The organism is Paenibacillus roseus (assembly GCF_016424485.1).
Classification (GTDB): Bacteria; Bacillota; Bacilli; order Paenibacillales; family Paenibacillaceae; genus Paenibacillus_D; species Paenibacillus_D roseus.
Genome location: NZ_JAELUP010000005.1, coordinates 15,198 through 37,825, shown reverse-complemented (window position 1 = coordinate 37,825; position 22,628 = coordinate 15,198). Strand labels below are relative to the sequence as shown.

At 48.9% G+C, this 22,628-nt stretch carries 15 protein-coding genes; 9 read left to right on the top strand and 6 right to left on the bottom strand.

Annotated features, from left to right (window positions below):
* Positions 1–14: 14 nt before the first annotated feature.
* Positions 15–1,580, bottom strand: a complete 1,566-nt coding sequence (locus tag JFN88_RS02265; RefSeq protein WP_199017671.1) for a response regulator transcription factor — start codon at positions 1,578–1,580, stop codon at positions 15–17.
* Positions 1,581–2,068: 488 nt separating this feature from the next.
* Between JFN88_RS02265 and JFN88_RS02260 the strand changes: the two genes are divergently transcribed.
* The 5 genes from JFN88_RS02260 to JFN88_RS02240 all read left to right on the top strand — a co-directional run bounded on the left by JFN88_RS02260 (position 2,069) and on the right by JFN88_RS02240 (position 12,017).
* Complete coding sequence (locus JFN88_RS02260) at positions 2,069–3,025, top strand: ABC transporter permease (protein ID WP_199017670.1); 957 nt, start codon at positions 2,069–2,071, stop codon at positions 3,023–3,025.
* Positions 3,026–3,053: 28 nt separating this feature from the next.
* Positions 3,054–3,944, top strand: coding sequence for a carbohydrate ABC transporter permease (locus JFN88_RS02255; RefSeq protein ID WP_199017669.1), 891 nt, complete (start codon positions 3,054–3,056; stop codon positions 3,942–3,944).
* 115 nt (positions 3,945–4,059) lie between these two features.
* The gene (locus JFN88_RS02250) at positions 4,060–5,661 is read left to right on the top strand and encodes an extracellular solute-binding protein (protein ID WP_332908420.1); all 1,602 of its coding nucleotides are present in this window, start codon (positions 4,060–4,062) and stop codon (positions 5,659–5,661) included.
* Between the two features lie 13 nt (positions 5,662–5,674).
* Complete coding sequence (locus tag JFN88_RS02245; protein ID WP_199017668.1) at positions 5,675–7,768, top strand: alpha-galactosidase; 2,094 nt, start codon at positions 5,675–5,677, stop codon at positions 7,766–7,768.
* Positions 7,740–12,017 (top strand): S-layer homology domain-containing protein, encoded by a 4,278-nt coding sequence (locus tag JFN88_RS02240; RefSeq protein WP_199017667.1) that lies wholly within the window; start codon positions 7,740–7,742, stop codon positions 12,015–12,017. The genes JFN88_RS02245 and JFN88_RS02240 overlap by 29 nt, the downstream gene beginning before the upstream one ends.
* Positions 12,018–12,094: 77 nt before the next feature.
* On the opposite strand, the gene JFN88_RS02235 is transcribed toward JFN88_RS02240, so the two are convergent.
* Together JFN88_RS02235 and JFN88_RS02230 are read right to left on the bottom strand one after the other, a co-directional pair.
* The gene (locus tag JFN88_RS02235; protein WP_199017666.1) at positions 12,095–15,268 is read right to left on the bottom strand and encodes a hybrid sensor histidine kinase/response regulator; all 3,174 of its coding nucleotides are present in this window, start codon (positions 15,266–15,268) and stop codon (positions 12,095–12,097) included.
* Between the two features lie 192 nt (positions 15,269–15,460).
* On the bottom strand, positions 15,461–16,234 hold the full coding sequence (locus JFN88_RS02230; RefSeq protein WP_199017665.1) for a pirin family protein: 774 nt from the start codon (positions 16,232–16,234) through the stop codon (positions 15,461–15,463).
* A 252-nt stretch (positions 16,235–16,486) separates the two neighbouring features.
* Here JFN88_RS02230 and JFN88_RS02225 point away from each other — a divergent pair, with 252 nt between their 5' ends.
* Positions 16,487–16,711: a glycine zipper 2TM domain-containing protein gene (locus JFN88_RS02225; protein ID WP_199017664.1), complete on the top strand. Its 225-nt coding sequence runs from the start codon at positions 16,487–16,489 to the stop codon at positions 16,709–16,711.
* A 101-nt stretch (positions 16,712–16,812) separates the two neighbouring features.
* On the opposite strand, the gene ytxJ is transcribed toward JFN88_RS02225, so the two are convergent.
* A complete protein-coding gene (gene ytxJ, locus JFN88_RS02220) occupies positions 16,813–17,151 on the bottom strand; it encodes a bacillithiol system redox-active protein YtxJ (protein ID WP_199017663.1) in 339 nt (112 codons plus the stop codon).
* A gap of 193 nt (positions 17,152–17,344) precedes the next feature.
* On the opposite strand from ytxJ, the gene JFN88_RS02215 reads away from it, so the two are divergent.
* From JFN88_RS02215 to JFN88_RS02205, 3 genes are all read left to right on the top strand, one after another.
* Complete coding sequence (locus JFN88_RS02215; RefSeq protein WP_233167343.1) at positions 17,345–18,706, top strand: UTP--glucose-1-phosphate uridylyltransferase; 1,362 nt, start codon at positions 17,345–17,347, stop codon at positions 18,704–18,706.
* Between the two features lie 193 nt (positions 18,707–18,899).
* On the top strand, positions 18,900–19,622 hold the full coding sequence (locus JFN88_RS02210; RefSeq protein WP_199017662.1) for a Stf0 family sulfotransferase: 723 nt from the start codon (positions 18,900–18,902) through the stop codon (positions 19,620–19,622).
* A 77-nt stretch (positions 19,623–19,699) separates the two neighbouring features.
* A complete protein-coding gene (locus JFN88_RS02205) occupies positions 19,700–20,752 on the top strand; it encodes a serine hydrolase domain-containing protein (protein WP_199017661.1) in 1,053 nt (350 codons plus the stop codon).
* 146 nt (positions 20,753–20,898) lie between these two features.
* On the opposite strand, the gene JFN88_RS02200 is transcribed toward JFN88_RS02205, so the two are convergent.
* Positions 20,899–21,732, bottom strand: coding sequence for a carbohydrate ABC transporter permease (locus JFN88_RS02200; RefSeq protein ID WP_199017660.1), 834 nt, complete (start codon positions 21,730–21,732; stop codon positions 20,899–20,901).
* A complete protein-coding gene (locus tag JFN88_RS02195; RefSeq protein WP_199017659.1) occupies positions 21,729–22,601 on the bottom strand; it encodes a carbohydrate ABC transporter permease in 873 nt (290 codons plus the stop codon). Before JFN88_RS02195 ends, JFN88_RS02200 begins: the two co-directional genes overlap by 4 nt.
* Positions 22,602–22,628 lie beyond the last annotated feature (27 nt).

Here is a 22,628-nt window from a genome sequence, read left to right as displayed (position 1 = left end):
GGGAGCCTCCTTTATTAGTAGCTCATGGAGTTCCGGTATTCCGAAGGAGTACATCCCATATGCTTGTGAAATACGGAGCAAAAATAGGATGTATTCTCATATCCGACAGCCAGCGCAATCTCATGGATTTTAAGTTCGGGCCGCTTCAACAGTTCAGACGCCTTCTGCATTCGAAGTTGAGTGATGTAGTTCAGAATCGTCTCTCCAGTATGCTCTTTGAACAGGGAGCGGACATAGTTAGGGGAGAGATAGACATGGGCGGCAATCTTCTCCACTGTCAGCGATTTTCCATAGTGCTCTTGAATAAATTCCGTGATCTTCTGCACGACTGCCGCATTCCGATCGGTCTCCTTCCCGGCAACAAGAGAGCATAGCCGGATGCAGTAATCAGTGAGATATGCCCTGATTTCTTCCAGCGTTATCTGCTCCGCAACATTCTTCCAATGATCAATCATGAGCAGTTCCGGCTGCGTATGGGCAATCATGGCGGAGAAGTGCTGCTCAAGCGCGGATATAATATGCACCGCAGACGAGCGGATTTGCCGAGGCTGGACACGTTCCTGTCGTACTTGCTCCACAAATTGCCCGATTTGCTTCTCGGCCAGCCCCGGCATTCCTTTGGAAACGAGAGTGCCAAGTTCTTTAATGAGCGGGTCGACAGCAGGGACAGTGGCTGTTGCAGGAAGGAGTTCTTCATAGAAAATTACTGCCCCCGTCCTCGCAAAGAATCGTTCCTCAGCCGCATTTTTGGCTTCTGTGTAGCGGTCGTATAGCTCCTCCAGTTTTAAGGAACCGCTTCCAAGGGCGGATATGCCAACAACAGAAGCTGTCCCGTCAGGATTTTCATGTTGCCACCGTTCCCAATACGTCCGCAGCAGTTGTTTGGCGGCATGAGCATGTCCGATCGGGATATGATGCATGATGAACCAGGCATGGGGAGGAACCTTGACCCATATATCATGCGCGCCCAGTATGGCTCCTTCACCCGGCAGCAATGTACGGGGATTGCTCATGGTACCCTCATTCTCCGCAGAAGGAGCAACTATCAAATAGGAAGCAGCAAGCAATCCATCCGCATGCAGGGAAGGCTGAACGAGTTTCAACTCGGCTGAAAGCTCCTGCCTGAGCTGAAGTGAAGGTTCATGCAGCAGTTTGAACAGCAGTCCCTCTGAGATGGAAACAGCCGAATGGACAAGCAGAGCTTCAGAATCCAGCCTGTTTTTCATCTTTTCCATAGTTTCACCGAGCTCACTTACATCCACGGGCTTAAGCAAATAACCGGACGCTTCCAGATTCAATGCAGATTTAATATATTGAAATTCATTATGACCGCTTAAAAATATAATCTTTACATTGGCGTTCAATTGCTTGGCCCGACGTGCAAACTCCAGCCCGTCCATGACCGGCATGCGGACGTCCGTTATTACGATCTGCGGGTCTAGCATTTTCATTTGTTCCAGCGCTTCTTTGCCGTTGCGTGCTGTACCTGCAACCCGGAGTCCCATCGCCTCCCAGGGCACATAATGCTCTAATGCCTCCAGCTCGATTTTCTCATCATCAACAAGCAATATGTCGTACACAGCGTATCGCCTCCTGCAAAAATTCGCTTTTTAATATTAATATTCCACTATATTTCCGGCTCAAAACCAAAATTAGTGGTTGAGCCCCAGGTGGAGGGGACGCTGCGTGGCAGAGGATTCTTCCGGTCGCTGTTAAAGCCCGATTCCTTTATAGGATAGAGGTTTGCAGGGGGAATCGGGCTTTAAAAGGCGACCACGTTCGTTTCTCCAGAATTCCTCTGCCCCTTCGCTGTTCTCTCCTCGATGTCAACCACTAATTTTTAGATTGAGCCATATTTCCTTGTAATTCATTTATGTTTGCTTACCTATCATAGTAAATAATATATCGAAATCCAACAATAGCTGTCCAGAAAGATAGTTAAAAAGCGTTATCATTCGGTGGATTCTAGTATAGAACTTAGCCCTCCCGGGACGTAAGATGATGGATAAGAACAAAATAAGGTTGCAGCTTATGCATCTGTTCATTATCAAAACAGGAGGAGTGCCTGATGAATCAAGAAAACACGATACAAATAGTCAGGGGCACTGGAGTAATCCATCGGCTAAAAGATCAAAAATGGTTATTTTTGCTTATGCTGCCTGCCTTTCTTGCAACATTGTTTTTTTCCTACGGGCCGATGTTTGGTTTGTATATGGCCTTTATTAACTATCAACCTGGCGGCGGGTCATTCTTTGAGCAATTTTTCCGTGCGGAATTCGTCGGTTTGAGGTGGTTCGAATATTTCTTTACGACGGGGGATTTCTACAGGGTCATGCGCAATACGCTGGCAACAAGCCTGCTGTCCCTGTTCTTCGGTTTCCCGGCGCCAATCCTGCTTGCCCTGATGCTGAATGAAGCAAAGAATGGTTTTTTCAAGCGCTTTACGCAAACGGTTTCATATTTGCCTCATTTTATTTCCTGGGTTATTGCAGCCAATATTATTGTCACTATGCTTTCCTCCGACGGGATGATCAACAGCATTCTGGTTGCGCTGGGGATCGTCAAGGAACCGATTGCCTTTTTGCAAAACGGGCCGTTGTTCTGGTGGATTATTGCATTATCGAATATGTGGAAGGAAATGGGGTTTAGCGCCATTATGTATCTGGCCGCTATTTCCGCCATCAACCCCGAGTTGTATGAAGCAGCGCGAGTCGACGGAGCGAGCCGCTTTCGTCAAATGTACCATATTACGCTGCCCTCCCTCCGTCCAACGATCGTGATTCTGGCGATTCTGGCAATCGGAGGTATTCTGAACGCAGGATTCGATCAGCAATATTTGCTGCAAAATAATACGGTTCTTGAATATTCGGAAGTCATCGATATTTATGCCTACAAGTACGGATTGCAGAACAGCATGTTCTCCTACGGGGCGGCTGTAGGGATGTTCAAATCGGTGGTCGCATTTATTCTTGTCGTTATCGTGAACCAGATTGCCAAGAGGATGAACGATCAAGCGTTGTTTTAAGACAAAAAAACGGAGAGGAGCGCTTGAGATGGCTTTGGAAAAATACGGAGATTATGTGTTCAAGCTTTTTGTTTATGTCTTTTTAGTGGCGGTTTTGCTGGTCACGTTTCTGCCCTTCTGGAACATTCTTGTCCTGTCCTTGAATAGCGCGGGCGACACCGTTCGCGGCGGCATATACTTCTGGCCAAGGGATATTACATTTAACAGCTATCAGCAGATTTTGAATGATACCGAAATTTTGAACGGAATTTGGGTTACAATCAAGCGTACGGTCATCGGGACACCGCTGTCTGTACTGGTCATTACGATGCTGGCTTATCCGCTTAGCCGCAGGCAGCTTCTTGGACGCAAGAGCTTCAACTTGTACTTTATCTTTACGATGTACTTTGGCGGCGGATTGATACCGTACTACATGGTGCTCAAGACGCTGAACATGATTGATACGTTCTCCGTATTCATTCTGCCGGGTCTGATGAACGTGTTCTATATGATTATTGTAAGAACCTTTATGGAGCAGCTTCCGATAGAAGTAGAGGAGTCCGCGAAGGTGGACGGAGCCAATGATCTGACGATCTTCTTCCGCATTATACTTCCGCTGACGACGCCTGTACTGGCGACAATCGGGTTGTTTCAGGCAATCGGACACTGGAATGCATGGTTTGATTCTTATGCCTTTACGTACAGCAATGATCTGAAGACATTGCAAGCCGTGCTTGTTAAAATCCTGAACCAGTTCCAGACCGAAAACATGGTATCCTCGGCACAGATGCTGGCGGATTCCGCCAAACGCAACGCAGTGTCCAGCAACACCATCCGGATGGCGGCGACGATGGTTGCGACCTTGCCGATTGTCATTGTCTATCCGTTCTTGCAAAAGTATTTTGTCAAAGGGATGACGCTTGGCGCCGTTAAAAGTTAATCAAGCAAATTACTTCGCTGCCGGGGGTGATCCAGGCCGCCATGAAGGGAGGTGAGCGTCAGGCGTTTGCTTCGTTGCAGGGAATATATTACGTATCTACTTGGGAGGAATCAGGGTGTCTACGAAAAAAAGATGGATAAAAATTAGCCTTGTTGTTGCATTGGCTTCCAGCTTGCTTGTTGGGTGCGCTTCTAACAAAAACGAAACAAAGACAGGTTCAGATACGGAAGGACCGATTACACTTTCCTGGTTTGACGCGAATACGAAGGGTGAGCCGTTCACCAACGCCATCGCTCAAGAGATTACAAAACGTACCGGGATAAAGCTTGAAATTCAACAGCCGACCGGTAATCCGACAGAGAAGCTGAGCCTGATGCTTGCAAGCGGGGACTATCCCGATGTTGTGGTGATGAGCAGAGGGGATGCCTCTTTGGAAAAGTATATTTCCACCGGCGCATTCATCCCTCTGAATGATCTGATTGATCAATATGGATCGGATATTAAAGAAATGTATGGCGATACGCTGGTCAAGACCCGCTATTCAGACGGCAAGAACTACTACATGGCCAACTGGTACTCCCTGGACACTGATCCGGTATTCGGTATGCTGATGAGACGCAGCCTGTTGCAGGAGCTTGCTCCGGACAAAGCAGACGGCAGCAAACCGCTAACCACCGAAGAATTCGAAGCTCTGTTGAAAGATTTCAAGAGCAAGCATAAACAAATCGACGGCAAAGAATCCATTCCGATGACAATGAACGGGGAGAACATGGGTGCAAACCTGGGCACGTTCAAAGGAATGTGGGGAATGAAAACCTACTATGAGAACAATGGGAAACTGGAATACGATGTGAAAGATCCGAAATACCGTGAAATGTTGCTCTACATGAACAGCTTGTACAGACAGGGCCTGATCGAGAAGGAATTTGCCATTAGCAAAAAGCAAATCTGGGAGCAGAAGCTGGCGGGCGGACAGGTATTCGCAACTCCAGGCGCTTACTGGGACCCAGGCACCCCCAACACTGCGCTAAAGAAAGACGGCGGAGTCGATAACCAATTGTTTGCTTACAAAGTTGTGGCGCCGGGCAATGATGCTGCGAAAACAACATTTGGACCAAGAAGCTCTCTCGGATGGGATGCGATCGGTATTACCAAGAACAACAAGCATCCTGAAGCTACAATGAAGCTGTTCAACTTCCTGTCTAGCGAAGAAGGCCAGCACTTGCTGCTATGGGGCCTGGAAGGAAAAGACTGGGAGCGTGTAGATGGCAAGAAAGTACCGAATGAAGAACTGCTGAAAAGCTATAAAGACAACTGGGATGAGGCTGTGAAGAAATACGGCGTTCGCAAATGGCTGTGGTTCATCAAGAACGGTCTGGATAGCGATGGTCAGCCTTATGATATGGTAGTTAAATATGAGCGTAACGAAGTCGACAACCAGGCTATTAAAAGTCTTGGCGATTCTACATGGGACACGGCTCCATACGACAATCTGAACCCTGACGGCGGTACGCCTGAGGCGCTCGTTGCCCAGAAAGTGAAAGATATAATGGACCAAAGCATTACGAAAGCTATTATTGCATCAAGCGAAGCAGACGCTAACGCAATCTTCGATAAAATGCTGGAAGATATGAAGAAAGCTGGCGACAGCAAAGTTGAAGAGATCATCAACAAGAAGTATCAAGAACGCATAAAACTTTGGGGTACCAAAGAGTAAGGAGGCAACGTAAATGACAGAGGGCAGTATCAGAATTGACGGCATACAAAGCTCTTCTTCCCTTCTTCATCTGGACAACGGGAGGGCAGCTGTCCAGTTCGATCTTCAATCAGGAACAACCACGTATACTGGTGCAAACGGCAGCGAAGTTCGCGAGGCGTCGGTACAGTTCAGATGGCAGGGCCGCATGGTCGGCACGCACAACTACCGAAAGCATACATTGACCGGCGCCCCGGTCCAGGTAATGGATGGCTTTGGCAAAGGGGTGCATGTCACAATTCTGCATGAAATGGAAGATGGCAGCCTGCCATCACTTCTGCAGCATTGCTTCCTCTATGAGGAAGGCGGCTTCGTCCTGATTCGAGCGGAGCTGTCTGGCTCGGAACGACTGAAGATCAACCGTTTTGCCGTCATTCAGTCTTCCTCTGTCATTGCGCCTGCTGGAAGCTGCGGGGAAGATGAACTGACCGTTCTGCGCGTGCCGTTCGATAATGACAAGTGGGTTCGTTACGCAGCGTACCCGCTGCCATGCGAGACGGAAAGTTATGAAGCGTCAGCGATTTACCGTCGGGAGAGCCGTCAGGGACTGGTTGTCGGCTCCCTGACGCATGATCTGTGGAAGACAGGAATTCGGGTGAAGGGGAACGCAACCGGCCAGATTGAAAATCTGGAGGTGTTCGGGGGAGCGGCTTCTGAGCTAACCCGCGATTCCTTGCCGCACGGCTATGTTACAGGCAGCAAGATTGTATCGCCGCTTGTGTGGATCAGCTTCGAATCGGATTACCGCAATGGGCTGGAGGCATTCGGCCGTGCGAACGCAATCATTGCTCCCCCGTTGGAATGGAAGGAAGGCGTTCCTTTTGGTTGGAATAGCTGGTCTGCTGCGGCAGACCGGCTGGATTATGACCTGTATGCTGCAACAAGCGATTTCTTCAAAACGGAACTGCCGGCATTTCGCAATGAAGGCACGGCTTACGTCAATTTCGACTCCTTCTGGACCAATCTTACGCAGCAGCAAATCAAGGATGCCGTCGATCTGGTCCACGGCAATGGCCATAAGGCTGGTACGTATTGGACTCCGTTTGCCTTCTGGGGAGGACCATCCGAGTTTGACCGTGAAGTAGAGGGCACGGGAGGCCGCTATACGTATAAAGACTTGCTGCTGCGGGATTCGGAAGGTGAAGTGCTGCCTGATCTGGACGGCGGCCTGGCGATTGATCCGACCCATCCCGGCGCTTTGCAGCGAATTGACTGGTACATGGATCAGTTTATTGCAGAAGAATTTGACTATATCAAGCTGGATTTCATGGGGCATGGCGCTTTGGAAGGAACGCATCATGATCCGGCGATTACGACAGGCATGGCAGCTTACCATTTCGGCTTGTCCTATCTGGCAGAGCGGTTGTCGCCTGAGCGTGTCGGACGCCCATTCTTCATTAATTTGTCCATCGCCCCCATATTCCCGCATCAATTTGCCCATAGCCGCCGCGTCTCCTGTGATGCGTTCGGAACGCTGCATGATACGGAATATATGCTCAATTCCCTGACCCATGGCTGGTGGTTGAACGATGCTGTTTACCGCTTTAATGATCCGGATCACTGCGTATTGTACAAGAGCTTTAATCATGAAGCAACAACAAGGCAAGAAGGCAGAAGTCGCCTGACTGCTTCTGTTATTTCCGGAACCGTATTTTTGCTGGGGGATGATTACCGGGTAGAGGAGGCGGCATCGCGTGCCTGTGCATGGCTGTCGAATGAGTCCGTCCTCGAGATTGCGCGTCTTGGCAAAACCTTTGTTCCGATTGACAGTCCGGTGCAGGAAGGATCGGCAAATATCTTCGCCTTGCATGTGAACGAGAATAGCGTCTATGTAGCTGTCTTCAATTATGATGCCGTACAGTCTGCTGTCCGTACGGTGGATGTGCAACAGCTTGGACTGGAGATTGAAGCGCACTATGAAGTCTTTGACCTGTGGGAGCAGACGCAGCAGGAAGGACAAGGAAATCTGACCGTTAATTTGGAATCTGCCGAATCGAAGCTATTCAAAATTAAAATCAAGAATGGAGAGGTAAATGAAGATGAACGCATTAAAAATGAAAACATTTAAAGTGGTCATCGCCTCTTTGCTGGTTGCGCTGCTGCTGCCCGTTACCCCGCTGTTTTTCGCGGGGAATTCAGCGGCAGAGCCAGCTGCCTTGACTTTTGAGGCGGAGGCAGATGGTAATATTTTTACCGGAAATGCAAGTGTCAGCAATTGCGAGCCCTGCTCAGGCGGGAAGAAGGTAGGAGGGCTGTACCAAGGGGCCTCATTGCAATTCAATGAAGTGGTTGTTCCTGAAAGCGGTATCTACAAGATGACCGTATCGTATCTTTCAGGTGATCCAAGGCCATTTTCTGTAAGCGCTAACGGCGGAGAGCTGGAACCATACAGTCCTCCCAAAACAGCGACCTGGGATACGGTTGGCCAATACACAATTGAAATTCTGTTGCATGAAGGCGTCAACACAATCCTGATCAGCGATAACGGCGGCTATTCCCCGGACATCGACAAGATCGATCTGGTATTTGCAGGCGGGAATTCGACTGGCACAACCTATGAGGCAGAAGCTGCGGAGAATGAACTTTCCGGCAACGCCAAAGTGTCTAATTGCACGGCTTGTTCCGGCAGTCAAAAAGTAGGCGATCTGTATCATGGTTCCTCAATAAAATTTACTAACGTTCAAGCAAGCAGAAGCGGCATCTACAAAATGGTCGTTTACTACATATCTGGCTCGAAACGGTCATTTACTGTAAGCGTTAACGGAGATGAATTAGGGAGCCTCAGTCCTCCAGAGACCGAAAGCTGGGAAGTAGTCGGGGAATATACAATTGACTTGTATCTCCATGAAGGCGCTAACACAATTCTGTTCAGCGATGGTAATGACTATTCTCCGGATATCGACAAAATCAAAATATTTTATGACGGCGGCTCCAACCCCGAACCAGGCAACGAAGAAGACGGCGATATCGGCGCCTTGATTAGCCAATCCCAGTATGGAGCGGTGACGGTAGCGAAGTATACCCAAGGTATTGTCGCTTCGACTGGCAAGTATCAGGTTCAATACAACACTGAAACCGGATTTGCCCAATATAAGTGGGGCGGCAAGGTTGTAGCCCAAGGTGTAACGAGCAGCGTCCAGTTGGATACTCTTTTGAAGAATACCGATTATACCCTGCATCAATTGGATGTGCAGCCTCCGGTACCTTTCCAGGATGGCATCGGCAAAGGGATCGAATTGACGGTTGTGAATACCGGGGAAGGTCTTCCAACCATGAAGCAAAAGTATTATCTGTACGAGGAAGCAGACCATTTTCTGACCGAGACCGTTGTTGAAAGCGATACGCCAATCAGTACGAATTATGTGGCGCCAATTGTCGTGGACAGAACCGGCGCGATTGATATCGGCAGTTATGATGACAACCGTGTACTTATTGCTCCGTTCGATAACGACATGTGGTCCAGATACCAGTCCAAATCGATGAACACCTATCTGAATAATGAACATTATGTTAGTTCGGAGCTGACCGCTATTTATGACAATACGAGCCGCAAAGGATTGGTTATCGGTTCGGTTACGCATGACACCTGGAAGACCGGCATCTACTGGAGCGGCAATAACAATCGATTGAACAAGCTGAGCGTGTATGGCGGTTTCTCTTCGGAAGCTTCGACTCATGACAAGCTTGAGCATGGCAAGGTGACAGGTACTGTTGTGAAGTCTCCTAAAGTGATGGTCGGCTACTATTCTGATTATCGCACCGGTATGGAAGCTTATGGCCGCGCCAATGCGGAAATTGCTCCGCCACTGGCATTTGGCGAAGGCATCCCGACCGGCGTGCCGTTCGGCTGGAACAGTTGGGGCGCGCATGAAAGCAATTTGAGCTATGATATTGCGATTCAAACCTCGGATTATTACAAGGAAAAACTTCAGCACAATGATTTTAACAACAACGGCGATGTTTATATTAATCTTGACTCCTACTGGGATAATATGGACGATGAAGAACTCGGCAATCTGGTCAAGCATATTCACAGCAACGACCAGCGTGCAGGCATTTATTATGCTCCATTCGTTTATTGGGGCATTAACATGAATCAGGTAGTCGAAGGCACCGACGGAGCATACACCTATGGGGATATCGTGCTTCGCGACCATGACGGCAACATACTGCCTACAGTGGACGGCGCATACGCTGTAGACCCTACCCATCCCGGAACGAAGCTGCGGATTGACTATTATATGAATCGTTTCTTGTCCCTTGGTTTTGAATTCATCAAGCTGGACTTCCTGAGCCATGGCGCTTTTGAAGGCGTCCACTACAATCAGGATGCTCAAACCGGCATCCAGGCTTATAACGAAGGGATGGCTTATGTCAATCAGGTGCTTGACGGGAAAATGTTTGTCAGCGCTTCGATCGCGCCGCTGTTCCCAAGCCAGTATGCGCACAGCAGACGAATCTCCTGTGACATTGAGGGTACCATCGGCAGTACGGAATATCAATTGAACAATTTGACTTACGGCTGGTGGCAGGACGGTACGATCTATCATTATACGGACCCGGACTATATGACCCTGTTGAAGGGAGAAACGTTCGAGGCGGCCCAATCCCGTGTGAACGCACTGGCGATCTCGGGGACGCTGTATCTGGGCTCTGATGATGTCAGAGACGAGAGAGCGCAAGAATTGATGGAAAAATTGATGACGAATCCGGCTGTCAATCATGTAGCCAGAATCGGGAAAGCATTCCGTCCGCTGGAAGGCAACACAGGTCAAAGCGCAGCCGATATGTTTATTCTTGAAGATAAAGGAAATTACTACGCGGCATTGTTCAATTATGCCAATGCTGCTGCGGAGCGCTCAATGAGCTACACCCGCGCCGGCATTCCGGTTGCCAATAAATATATCGTGACCAACCTGTGGACCGGGGAAGAGAAGACACTGACCTTTGCTGAAACGCAAAGTCAATTGAAGGTATCTCTCAAGCCCTATGAATCTGCGTTGTACAAAATCAAACCGGCATCCAGTCCTAACTATCCGAGCGCCCCATCCAATGGCGGCTCAGGAGGACAAGCGGAAGAAGAACAAGAAGCCAAACCATCCCTCCCGGCGGGAACTACACCTGCGGCAGGCACCAAGCTGGAATTGACCAGCATACTGAAGCCGAAGGAAATCTCCCAAGGGCATCTGCTTGCGGCGTTGGATGTTGACAAAGCGCTGGCAGAGCTGAAAGCAGCCAAAGAGGGAATTGACAGCTTCATTGTTCATGTTCCAGTAAATAAAAACGCAAGCCGGATTACCTTTGAACTGGATGCCCGCATCGTGAAAGAAGCGGCAGCCAAAGGCAGCAAAAAAGCACAATTGATTGTTGTAAGCGACCTTGGCAGCTACAGCCTGCCGCTTGCCGCAATCAAGCTGGATCAAATCAAGCATGTTAACGTATCGCTGGGCAAGAAAGACGGAGAAGTAAAGCCTGCTCTGACGGAGAACGGATTTACAACGCTTGGCAAGGTGGACTTTGAAGTCTCATTGATCAATCAAGAAGGCCAAGCGGCAGTGTGGAAGCCGGCAAGCCCTATATTTGCAGATCAGACGTTTGCTGCAGGCAGCCTGGATCCGGCTCATACAGCTGTACTTAAACTTTCCGCATCAGGAGTGTGGGCGCCAGTTCCCGCCACTTTCGCCCGGCAACCGGACGGCAGCTATTTCGCAGTGATCCATCAACTGGGCAGCGGCGAGTATGCGCTTGTTCAAGGGGATAAATCCTTTGCCGATCTGCAAGGCCACTGGGCGCAGAATGCCGTAGAGAAGCTTGCTTCTAAAGCGCTTGTAAAAGGCACAAATTCGGATGCATTCACGCCCGAGGCTCCGGTAACACGTGGGCAAATTGTTCATCTGCTTGTTCGTGGCCTTGGCTTGTCGGACTATCAGGGGACAGCAGCCTTTAATGACGTAAAAGATGCAGCACTGCAAAATGATCTGAATGCAGCCGTATCTGCCGGACTGGTACAAGGGTATGCTGATGGGCTGTTCCGTCCGCAGCAGCCGGTGAGCCGTGAAGAATTGGCGGTCATGTTCTCGCGTGCGATCGTTCTGACAGAGCGGATCGATAATCTTGCGAATCATAGCCAGCAGTTGCAATTCAAGGATGCCGGACAAATCAGCAATTGGGCGCTTCAGGCTGTGCAAGATGGAGTGGCAGCAGGATTATTCAAGCATGACAGCAGTCTGAGCCTGCGTCCTGGCGATCAGGCAACTCGCGCTGAGGCAGCGGCTATTCTGGACCGCTTCCTGCAAGCAGTAAAGCTGATCGACTAAGATTACAATCATCAAAGAGCCTTCATCTCCCGATGTACGTCAGGGGAGACGAAGGCTCTTTTGAACTGTCAATATGGTTACGCGAACGGTGTTTTTCCTGTTCCTGTTAAAGAGGAGGCTGGTTTAGGAATCGTGAAGGATACCGTCGTACCTTCCCCGGGTTTGCTGTGAATAATCAGACCCTGACCGTACAGTTGGACCAGCCGACGGTTTGTATTGGACAGGCCGATTCCGCCCTTGCCCCGATGGGAGTTGTCGAGCAACTGCTTAACTAACGGTTGCTCTATCCCAGTACCGTTGTCTATGACCTCAAATAACGTATCTCCGCCGCGGTCAGTAATCCGAATGATCAGGGTGCCGCCAGCCGATCTGCGAAGCAGTCCATGCCGGACCGCATTCTCAACCAGCGGCTGGATGGTCAGCGGCGGGAGCATCAGTGTAATATTCCGGCCGATATCCCATTCAATATGCAGCCGTTCCCCGAATCTTTCTTCTTCAATATACAGATATGCTCGTACAAGCTCCAGCTCATGGGACAGAGGCACAAGCCGCTCGGCATTCATAAAGTTGAAGCTGATGCGAAGGTATGAGGTGAATGCTTCTCCAAGCTTGCGCATTTTTTCGGGATCAATAGTACTCAGCGCCATAATGGAATTGAGCGTATTGAACAGAAAATGCGGCTGAATTTGCGCTTGCAGGTAAGCGGCCTCCATACGAAGGCTGTCGTTTACTGATTGCCTCAAGGCTGTTAATGACCATACCCGGTAGCGCAGCTCCAGAGCGTCGACGGGTTTGACGACGTAATCGTTGGCGCCGGATAGAAATCCGGCATAGATGTCTTCCGGTTGACTTCGTGCCGTCAGCAGCAGTATGGGCAGTTCAGAAATTTTAAAGCGTTCCCGAACAATGCGCGTCAGCTCATAACCGGACATGTGGGGCATCATCACATCGCAAATGAGCAGGTCCCATCGCCGGGAGACGAGCAGACTTACAGCTTCAGCACCTGACATGGCTGTTTGGATATGGTACTGATCCGAAGAAAGAATGCTTAACAGCACCTTCAGATTGACCGGATCATCGTCAACGGCCAGTATATTCAGTTTACCGCTGTAAGCAGTGGAGTTGGAATCCTGCAAAGCCGTCCACATATCGGATAAAGTTGCTATGTCCTGATGCACATCAAGGCTAGGGATATTCTCCATTGCCACTTTTTCCGAATCCGAAGCTGCCGCAGCCTCGGCACTCCCCTCCGTCTGTGCAGCGTGAGCCAGCGGGAGTGTGAATGAGAAGACGGAACCTTTGCCTGGCGCAGAAGCTACAGTCAGTTCACCTTCGTGCAGCTCTACTAGCTGTTTACAAATGCTTAATCCCAGCCCCAGCCCCCCATTGTTTGTCCTTATATCTCCCTGTTCGTATCGGTTAAAGACGCGTTCTCGGGTATCGGCATTAATTCCTGATCCTGTATCGGAGACATGGATAACCGCCTGATCTCCTCTGGCTTCAGCGGTGATGACAATCTTCCCTGCGTCCGTGAATTTGATCGCATTATGCAACAGATTGAACAGAATCTGCACCAGTCTTTTTTCATCGGCATAGACAAGCGGGAACGTCTCGTTAATGTTCATTTGGAGCTTGATTGGTTTGCCGCTTGTCAAAAACGCGAGCATGTCTATCACGCCGGAAGCAGCGGATTGGATACGGACAGGTTCCTGCTGAAGCCTGATCTTCTGATCCTGCAGCTTGACGGTGTCGAGAAGATTGTTAACTAAAAATGACATGCGCCGACCGATTGTAACCAGCAGCTCAAGATCCTTGAAGCTCTTTTCATTCAGGGATTGCTTTTCATTGGCGACAATGGTCTGAGCAATATTGATGATGCCGTGCAACGGCGTTCTCAGCTCGTGGGACGTATTTTCGAGAAATTCATCTTTTAGCTTATCTGATTGCTGAAGCTGCTCATTGAGCCGGGCATTTTCCTTGGATTTGCGGAAATACTGCTTGAACCAGTAAGCGGAAAACCCGATGATCGACGCAATGATGTCGACCGGGTAGTACGTGTTGTCCGCGGGGTTGCTGTAGACATAAATCCCCCACATGACGTTCGATAAGATACCGGTAGCTGCAGCAAATAAATAGACCGCATCCTGTTGATTTTTGAAGATCATTTTCCCGATCAGGTAAACCACGCCGAGTATCGGCGGCAGATAGAGCAGGATGAAAATATTGCCGACACTGGCTGTATACAGTACAAAATCAATCGGTGCGACCAATACCACGAATGAATAGATATAAAGCGCGATACGGTACACCTGGAAGGGCAGTACAGGCTTCCCGACTGCGAAGAAACTCCTGGTCAGTTCAATCATGGAATAGGATATCCAGAGATAAGACAACAATCTGATTTTAAAACCCCAGGTATAGTTGATCGGCAGCCACAATAGCAGAATGGAATCATTATCGGCAACGATAGCAATGCTGACAGTAAAAAGCATGAGCAAAAACACGATAAATAATTTCTGCTTGGGATTGAAGAAGAACAACATCCCGGCGTACAAACCATGCAGCAGCAAAATAAAAAAAGCAATTAATTGGAAACCCAGTGAATACATCCGTTGGTTATCAATGGCCCCTTGCAAGCCAAAACGGATCGAACTGGTGATGCCTCCTCTGACGGGATTGTCAAAGTTGGCTGCACGTACGAGCAGTTCAATTACTTTGTGATCGCCTGCAATGTAAGTAGCCGTGTAGGATACTGCCTTTGGATCATAGTCCGCTTCTTGTTTTGCCAGCACGCCGAAACTCGGTTCAGGAAGGCCGTTAATTTCGACCTGGGATGCAGCTTCAACTTTTTGAATCCAGAAGCCGTAAGGCTGTGTTTGCTCCTTCCCGACCAGAATACGGAGCCGGTAGGTGCCATACCCGTAAGGGCTGTCCTTTATTTCTGAAAAGCCGCTCCTCCAGTCTCCAGGTACTTGAATGTGAGAGGGCGCAATCATTTGATTTCCCTGCGTGTCCTGATGAGAAATGAACTGATTCGGGTAAAACTCCCATTCCCCGTTCAAATAGATGGTTCGGTTCCGCTCGAAGTCCCAATTCCTCAGGTCCAGTATCCCTTGGGTAGCCAAGGGCTGGTCGGGTATGGCATTGGCGTTGAGCCATAGCAACCGCAATCCGAGCAGGAGGGACAGGAATAGGATGAAGAATATCAGCTGTTTCAGGCTGAAGTATCGGTTTAGCGGATATTTTATCATGTTAATAAATTCGGCATGTCTGCACGTATCCCTTGTGTTATGTCGTGAACAAAAAATTTATTTCAAATGAAGAAAGGGCTGCCACGCATTCTACCTCGCCTGTAACATTCCGTACAAGCGTGGCAATCTGCTTTGTGGCAGCCCAGGTAACGAAAGCGTCCGATGAGAATTGCTTTTAAGTATAACGTACTTTTACCGCTTAGGGTAGAGAGGATAGCTGACTGCTGTTGGAACGTCGACTAGCAGTAAGCGTGCAGGCTCATCTCCTGCATGGATGATGGCTTCGAACGAATCGTCCGCACGGACAACAATGAAATCGCGGTGCTTGAATGAAGACGGGGATGTATCCACGTCGCTGTTTGCCCATGTTCCGTCGCCGCGTACGGCAAGTGCAGCAATCGTGCGCCCTTTTGCAACGGAATGGCGGTATGGTTTGCCTGCTTCGATCGTAACGTCCCACACCCGTGAATCTGCCGTAATTGAGATCGGAGCTCCTTCACCGATGATCGTCTTTTTCACAATACCGTTCTCCTCGAAGACTGGGAACTGTTCGTGTTCGTATTGGTTGTACGTCGGTTTGACCTGAAGCGCCTCCTGAATGTGCGGCTCGAACCAGATTTGGAATCCCTCCATGTCGGGCCCAATGAATCGCTCTTCATGGCTGACACCGGAGCCGGTCTGCATGACCTGCGCGCCGCCAGCACCTACTTTGCTCCGTGTACCGAGCGTATCGCCATGTTCGACATTTCCTTGAACCACGTAGGTCATAATCTCAAAAGCCTGATGCTGGTGAAGCGGGATGTAGCCTTCTTTATTAGAGGTTGCCCATGCCCAGTAGAAAAGCGGACCGATTCTTTTGATTACCGAGCCTTCACCTGAGAAGCCGATTGGTTTTTGTTCCTTGATTTTACCGCCGTCAAAAGCGCCTGTTGCTTGCAACGCAGGGCCGTAGATTAAAGTTTGCATCGCATATTCCTCCTTGAAAAAAGCAATTTATAATCTTGAATTAAAGTATCTTTATTTAAAGATAATTGATTTTTTAATGATTGTCAAGCACTAGCCTGCAAACGTGGGCGAATGGATAAATCGGCTTTTGAAAGCTTAGATAGAATTTTGAATACAAAAGAATCATTTTGGCAAAATTGGTTACAATACCTGAGGAATGCGTTGGAAATAAATGTACAGCGTGTCCTAAAGACAAGAAGGAGTTGAATTGGAATGGCAAGAGACAACAGACACAATCATGATGAGGCTGTAGAAAGCAATACAACAAACGCTGCTAATGATGCCGGAGAAACAGCAGGTACAGTTGGCGGCGGTGTTGTAGGCGCCGTTGTAGGTTCTGCTTTGGGGCCGCTTGGAACGATTGCAGGCGGTATTGCTGGCGCAGCGCTCGGCAACAAGATTGCTGATAGCGCTGAAGACGAAGATACTGTCGAATAAGTCAGCACGTAAGTTGTGCGAGGATAGGGTCCGGGGACACCCGACTCTTTTGAAATAGAAAATCGGTAATAGCGCCTTTGGTGCCATTACCGATTTTTTATTTAATCGATTACTGCTGTAATATGAGCTTTTGTGACCGACCAGTGAGAGGTAGTCCAGTATTTAGCTTTGTCCTTCACGTAAATAATTTGCGGAGATTCATGCTTGACGCTCAAATCTTCAGCGATTTTGTTCGATACAGGACGAGACTCGATGACTTTGACGAGCGTGTAATCCACCTCTTTATTCGGTACATCCTGCAAATATTGTTCGAATTCATGGAGCGCATTGGAGCTGACCGGGCAAGTCGTACTGTGCTTTAAAATCACTTGTCCGCGAGCGGCGGATGCTTCCAAGATGTCGTTCCACTCTTCGAGTGTCGTAATTTCCTTCCAATTCATATCAGGCTGCTCCCTTCAATTTATGTTATCCAAGTGTGAATGAAAACGAATGGATTGATTGAATTTTAATCATGATCGACCCCATAGTCAAGTCGTAAATGCGACGGGCTGGAATTTTAGCCTAGTCAGCGGGTCAGCCATAATTGTGTGGTATGATAGGATGCAAACAATGGAGCATGAAGGGGGAGAGCCGATGTCGGATATGCAACTTCAAGCTGTAATCGCTCTGCTTAAAATCTGGCGGCAAGAGCATCTGCTAGAGCACTATGATACGTTGCCTGAAGTGCGGAAGCAGGAGCTGCTGGAGCAGATTCTTGCCCTGGATTTTGAATGGCTGCGCCATTTACATATGAATAACGAGAAAGATACTGGATTGCAAGTTTCAGGCTTGGCTCCGTTGTCCGTTCAAAGCTTGGATGACTTGAAAACAGATCGGGGAAATATCGAGCAGACCGGATGGGACCTGCTCAGGGAAGGCAAAGTCGCCGCACTGCTTGTAGCGGGCGGGCAGGGAAGCCGTCTTGGATACAATGGTCCTAAAGGAACTCTTGATATCGGGCTGCCATCGCGTAAATCTCTCTTCCAACTGCAAGCCGAACGGCTGCTCAATCTTGGACGGCGGGCAGGGACAACCATTCCGTGGTGCATCATGACAAGCCCGGGCAATCACAAGGCAACATTCGATTTTTTTGCACAGCATCAATATTTTGGCTATGATAAGGAACAGCTGTTTTTCTTCAATCAAGCTGTCATTCCGGCGCTGGATCATAAGGGGAAGATTATTTTGGAGACCCCATGGAGAATATGCAGTGTGCCGAATGGAACAGGAGGCTGCATCTCCGCCATGCGTAGTTCCGGCATTCTTGACCAGCTTAAAGCACGCGGCGTAGAGTGGTTTTTCTATTATAATGTCGATAATGCACTGATCAAAGTTGCCGACCCGCACTTTATAGGTTTTGCCCATACTTCAGGCCAGCCGATTGCTTGCAAAGTCATTGCCAAGCGGGATGCCGATGAAAAAATCGGAGTTGTCTGCTTGCAGGACGGCCGTCCATCAGTTGTAGAATACAGCGATTTTCCAGAGCAGCTCAAGCGGCAGCGGGATATTAAGACAGGGCGTCTGCTGTACGATACCGGGAATATCTCTATCCATATGTTCCAGCTTCAATTTTTGGAGAAAGCTTCCCGGCAGCAGCTTGTATATAAAGCCGTGCAAAAAGATGTCCAAACCTTCCAGGGGCCAGTCCGTGCTTATAAGTATGAAGCGTTCATCTTCGATTTGTTCGCGTATGCTTCGGGTATGAGCTTGGTCAAAGTGGAGCGGGAGGAGGAGTTTGCCCCGGTAAAAAATGCCGCTGGCCCGGATAGCCCGGAGGAAGCCCGGAGACTTCTGCTGCATGTGCATCAGACATGGTTTGAGAAGCTGGGCGTATCTGAGGACTTGTTCAAGGGCCGTGAAATTGAAGTTTCTCCCTTGATCTCATATGATGGCGAGGGGCTTGCTGTAGATATGCTTTGCAATAAAGATCATCCATCATTCATCTATATCGGTTGAACGCAAGGAACGTAAAGTCAGGTAATCTTTTACTCTAAAGCAATCATTACCTTGACGCTATTGAATCTCAACCCGTACACTAATACATATAGGAATCAGATTATACGAAGCCGCAGATGAACATGGTGTTCTTTTGCGGCTTTTTTGCATTAGAGAGCAGCGAAGGGCTGGAAAAACGAAAGGGATGATGAATATGAAGCCGAAACAAAGTTATGCCATCTGGTTCTCACAACGGACGGGGAGTACGCTGCTATGCGAGGCGCTCAGATCCACCGGTTTAGCCGGTAATATTGGCGAGTTGCTGCATAGCGCAGACCCGCAGACGATCAGTAAGGAAACCATGGAGCAGGTATGGAAAGAGGGAACGACGCCGAATGGTGTGTTAGGCATCAAATTAAATTACGATCAGCTGCTGATTGATGCATTTCGCAAGCTGTATGAAATTCCGGACACGGCTCCCGCAGCGGAAGTTTGGAGTACGGCATTCCCCAATTCCACGAAGCATATTTTTATGACCCGCCGAAATAAGGTTCGTCTGGCGGTATCTTGGTGGAGAGCGATTGTCTCCGGAGAATGGCACAGGCAGCACGGTCACAAACCGCAGGAGCATGAGCTTGCAGACAAGTACAAATTTGAAGCAATCCGGCATTTAGTTGAGGAAAGCGTGCTGCGGGAAGCTGCGATTGAGGATTTTATGACGGAGAACGGCATTGTGCCGATGACGATTGTATATGAGGATTTTATTCAGGATTATGAAGGCACCGTGCTCAGGGTATTGGATTTCCTGGAAGTGAGAGCGGATAACGTAACGATCGCGCCCCCCGCACTTGACAGACTGGCAGATGATATTTCGGAGCAATGGGTACAACGATTTCGCCGGGAGATCCAGCAAAATTATGAGAGAAGGGCGTGGTAAACATACAGTTAGATGTATATCACGGTGCTCCGGTGGCTTCATATCTGGATTCTTCCTAGAGGAATTGAGGAGAAGCGATGATAAAAACAAAGATAAAAGAAGCAATCAGGATCGGCATCGGAGAGACGAGGGTTCCGTTCTCCGGTGTACTGAACATAAGTGAAGGCGGCACAACGATTTTGGAACAGGGATACGGCTATGCAAACCGGAGCGAGCACATAGAGAACAAAGCGGGTACCCGCTTTAACATCGCGTCCGGCAGCAAAATTTTCACCGCGGTGGCTGTCTGCCAGTTGGTTGAGAAGGGGCTGTTGTCATTAGATACGCGGCTGAGTGATTGTACGGATATCTCCTTCCCTTTATTTGATCCGGGAGTGACCGTACACCACCTGCTGACACACAGCTCGGGGATACCGGACTATTTCGATGAAGAGGTTATGACAGGTTATGAACAGCTTTGGGTCGCAACGCCGATGTATGCGATGACTTCCGCGGCCAGTTTCCTCCCTCTGTTTCAAAATAAAGAGATGAAGTTTGCGCCAGGTGAGCGTTTTTCATACAGCAACGCAGGATTTATCGTCCTTGGTTTAATCGTGGAACATCTTACAGGAACGACCTTTACGGAGTATGTCGAGGAACACATTTTCAGAGTTTGCGGGATGAAGGATTCAGGCTATTATCGCCTTGACCAGTTGCCTGAGCGGACAGCCATCGGTTATATCGATAACGGTGAACATTGGAAAACGAATATATACAGCCTGCCAGTTCAGGGGGCGCCGGATGGTGGGGCGTTTACAACAGCGGGCGATATGGACACGTTCTGGGACGCCTTGCTGGGCCATCAGTTGTTAAGCAGGCAGATGACAGAGAGAATACTCACACCGCAAATACAAGACCATGATCATCTTCATTACGGCTATGGGGTATGGATCGTCAGGTTGAACGGTATGAATTTTAAATACGTTGTTATGGGTTATGATCCAGGCAATGAAATGCAGTCCGCTACCTATGCAAAGTCCGGATATCGGGTTCATATTCTGACCAATTGCAATGGGGCTGTCGGAACCATTGTCGACACAATTGATAAAGTTCTATATGCGGCAGATCAAAGCAACTCGCAATTCATTTAAGGACATGATGTATTCATGACATTTACTATTTACCCCATGTATGTTTAATGCCAGGACAGTGAAAAGCTCTGGTCAACAAATGATGATTTTTGGAAATGAAGAAACCAAACCGTCCGATATGTATCCGGGTGGTTTGGTTTTATTCATTAGCCTTTCAACGATCCCTCCGTAAGGCCGGCGATAAATTGCTTTTGCATAAATAGATAGAGCACGAAGATCGGTGCTGACGCGAGTACGACGAGGGCGAATACATCCTCCCAGTTCGTACTGTATTGGCCGACCGCCTGGAAAATACCCGTTGTGACAGTGTAGCTTTTAGTAGAGCCAAGGATAATAACCGGATTAACAAAGTCATTCCAGATCCACAGGCTCAGGAAGATGACTGCCGATGCCGTCGCCGGGCGCAGCAGCGGGAACAGGATGCGCCAGAAGATGGTTAGTTGGCTGGCGCCGTCGATCTTCGCCGATTCATCCAGCTCTCGTGACAGCGTTCGGATAAAGCCGACGAAAATAAAGACGGTAAACGGGACATAGAAGCCAATGTTGTACAATATAAGACCCTGTGGCGTAAACATCAGTCCCAGCTTCGCCAGCACCTTGACGAGCGGGATGAGAATGACCTGAGGCGGAATCATGAGCCCGGACAACAGCAGCAAGTAGCAAATGGACAGGAAGCGGTTCTGCACCCGGGCGAAGACGAAGGACATCATCGAGCAGAGCAGAATCAGCAATACGACTGAGACAGAAGTGATCAGAATGGAAGTCCAGTACGCCTTGAAGATGTTAAAAGAAGGAGTCACCGCCGAACGCAGGAAGTTGTCCAGCGTCAGATTGCCGATCGACATCGAGAAGGGATTGGCGAGAATATCCTCCCGCGTCTTGAATGCATTGATAACTGCGATATAAAACGGGATCAGCAGCAGCAGGGACAAAGGGATCAGGAAAATGTGCCGAATGTTCGATCCACGCTCATTTCTCACAGCAGCTTTTCCTCCCTTCTGCGAAGATAAACAGTGAGTGATACGGCAAGGATACTGACAATAATTAGCATATAAACGGCCAGACTGGCCGAATAGCTAAGCCGGTTGGCATTAAAGCCGACCTTGACGACCTGGTAGGCGATTGTCTCTGTCGCTCCGGCAGGGCCTCCGTAGGTCAAGACGGCAACCCGGTCATATTCGCGCATAGAGCCAGTGAACATAAAGATGATGCTCATCGTAAAAGCAGGTGCCAGCATCGGGAATGTAATATGCTTGAACTGCTGCCAGCGGTTAGCGCCATCGATGCGGACCGCTTCGTACAAGCTCAAGGGAATGGATTGCAGACCTGCGAGATAAATGACGATGACGAACCCGGTGGATTGCCAGATCGCCAGAAATGTAATCGTCAGTACCGCCAGATTCGGGTCGCCGAAAAACTCGATGCGTTCTCCGCCCAGTTGTTCGATCAGATTGTTCAGCAAGCCGTTGTAGCTCAGGATGCTTTTCCATATGAAGCCGACGGAAACCGTACTGAGCAGCAGCGGGAAAAAGAAAACCGATCTATAAAAATTTGTCATCCGCCCTTTTTTGTTCAGAAGCACCGCAAAGGCGATTCCAAGAATATTCACGACCAATGTTGCAACAACGGTAATAAACATGGTAACGAATAGCGCTCGCCCGAAAGCCTTGTCATGGAAGGCTTCTACATAATTGCTGAGTCCGGCGAATGAATAGGAGGGGCTAATCCCGTCCCAGTTATAGAACGAATAGTATACGAGCAGAAAAATCGGAACAAGTAAGAAGCAGAAGTAAATAAGGATACCGGGTGAAAACATCAAGGTGTATGCCCATCGATCATTTTTATTCAAACGTATCACCGCCAGGTTCGCTTAATG

What these genes read in the sequence shown, in the direction of transcription:
- JFN88_RS02260 (WP_199017670.1), top strand. Translation starts at nt 2,069, where the DNA reads ATGAATCAAGAAAACACGATACAAATAGTCAGGGGCACTGGAGTAATC.
- JFN88_RS02255 (WP_199017669.1), top strand. Translation starts at nt 3,054, where the DNA reads ATGGCTTTGGAAAAATACGGAGATTATGTGTTCAAGCTTTTTGTTTAT.
- JFN88_RS02245 (WP_199017668.1), top strand. Translation starts at nt 5,675, where the DNA reads ATGACAGAGGGCAGTATCAGAATTGACGGCATACAAAGCTCTTCTTCC.
- JFN88_RS02240 (WP_199017667.1), top strand. Translation starts at nt 7,740, where the DNA reads ATGAACGCATTAAAAATGAAAACATTTAAAGTGGTCATCGCCTCTTTG.
- JFN88_RS02235 (WP_199017666.1), bottom strand. Translation starts at nt 15,268, where the DNA reads ATGATAAAATATCCGCTAAACCGATACTTCAGCCTGAAACAGCTGATA.
- JFN88_RS02230 (WP_199017665.1), bottom strand. Translation starts at nt 16,234, where the DNA reads ATGCAAACTTTAATCTACGGCCCTGCGTTGCAAGCAACAGGCGCTTTT.
- JFN88_RS02225 (WP_199017664.1), top strand. Translation starts at nt 16,487, where the DNA reads ATGGCAAGAGACAACAGACACAATCATGATGAGGCTGTAGAAAGCAAT.
- ytxJ (WP_199017663.1), bottom strand. Translation starts at nt 17,151, where the DNA reads ATGAATTGGAAGGAAATTACGACACTCGAAGAGTGGAACGACATCTTG.
- JFN88_RS02215 (WP_233167343.1), top strand. Translation starts at nt 17,345, where the DNA reads ATGTCGGATATGCAACTTCAAGCTGTAATCGCTCTGCTTAAAATCTGG.
- JFN88_RS02210 (WP_199017662.1), top strand. Translation starts at nt 18,900, where the DNA reads ATGAAGCCGAAACAAAGTTATGCCATCTGGTTCTCACAACGGACGGGG.
- JFN88_RS02205 (WP_199017661.1), top strand. Translation starts at nt 19,700, where the DNA reads ATGATAAAAACAAAGATAAAAGAAGCAATCAGGATCGGCATCGGAGAG.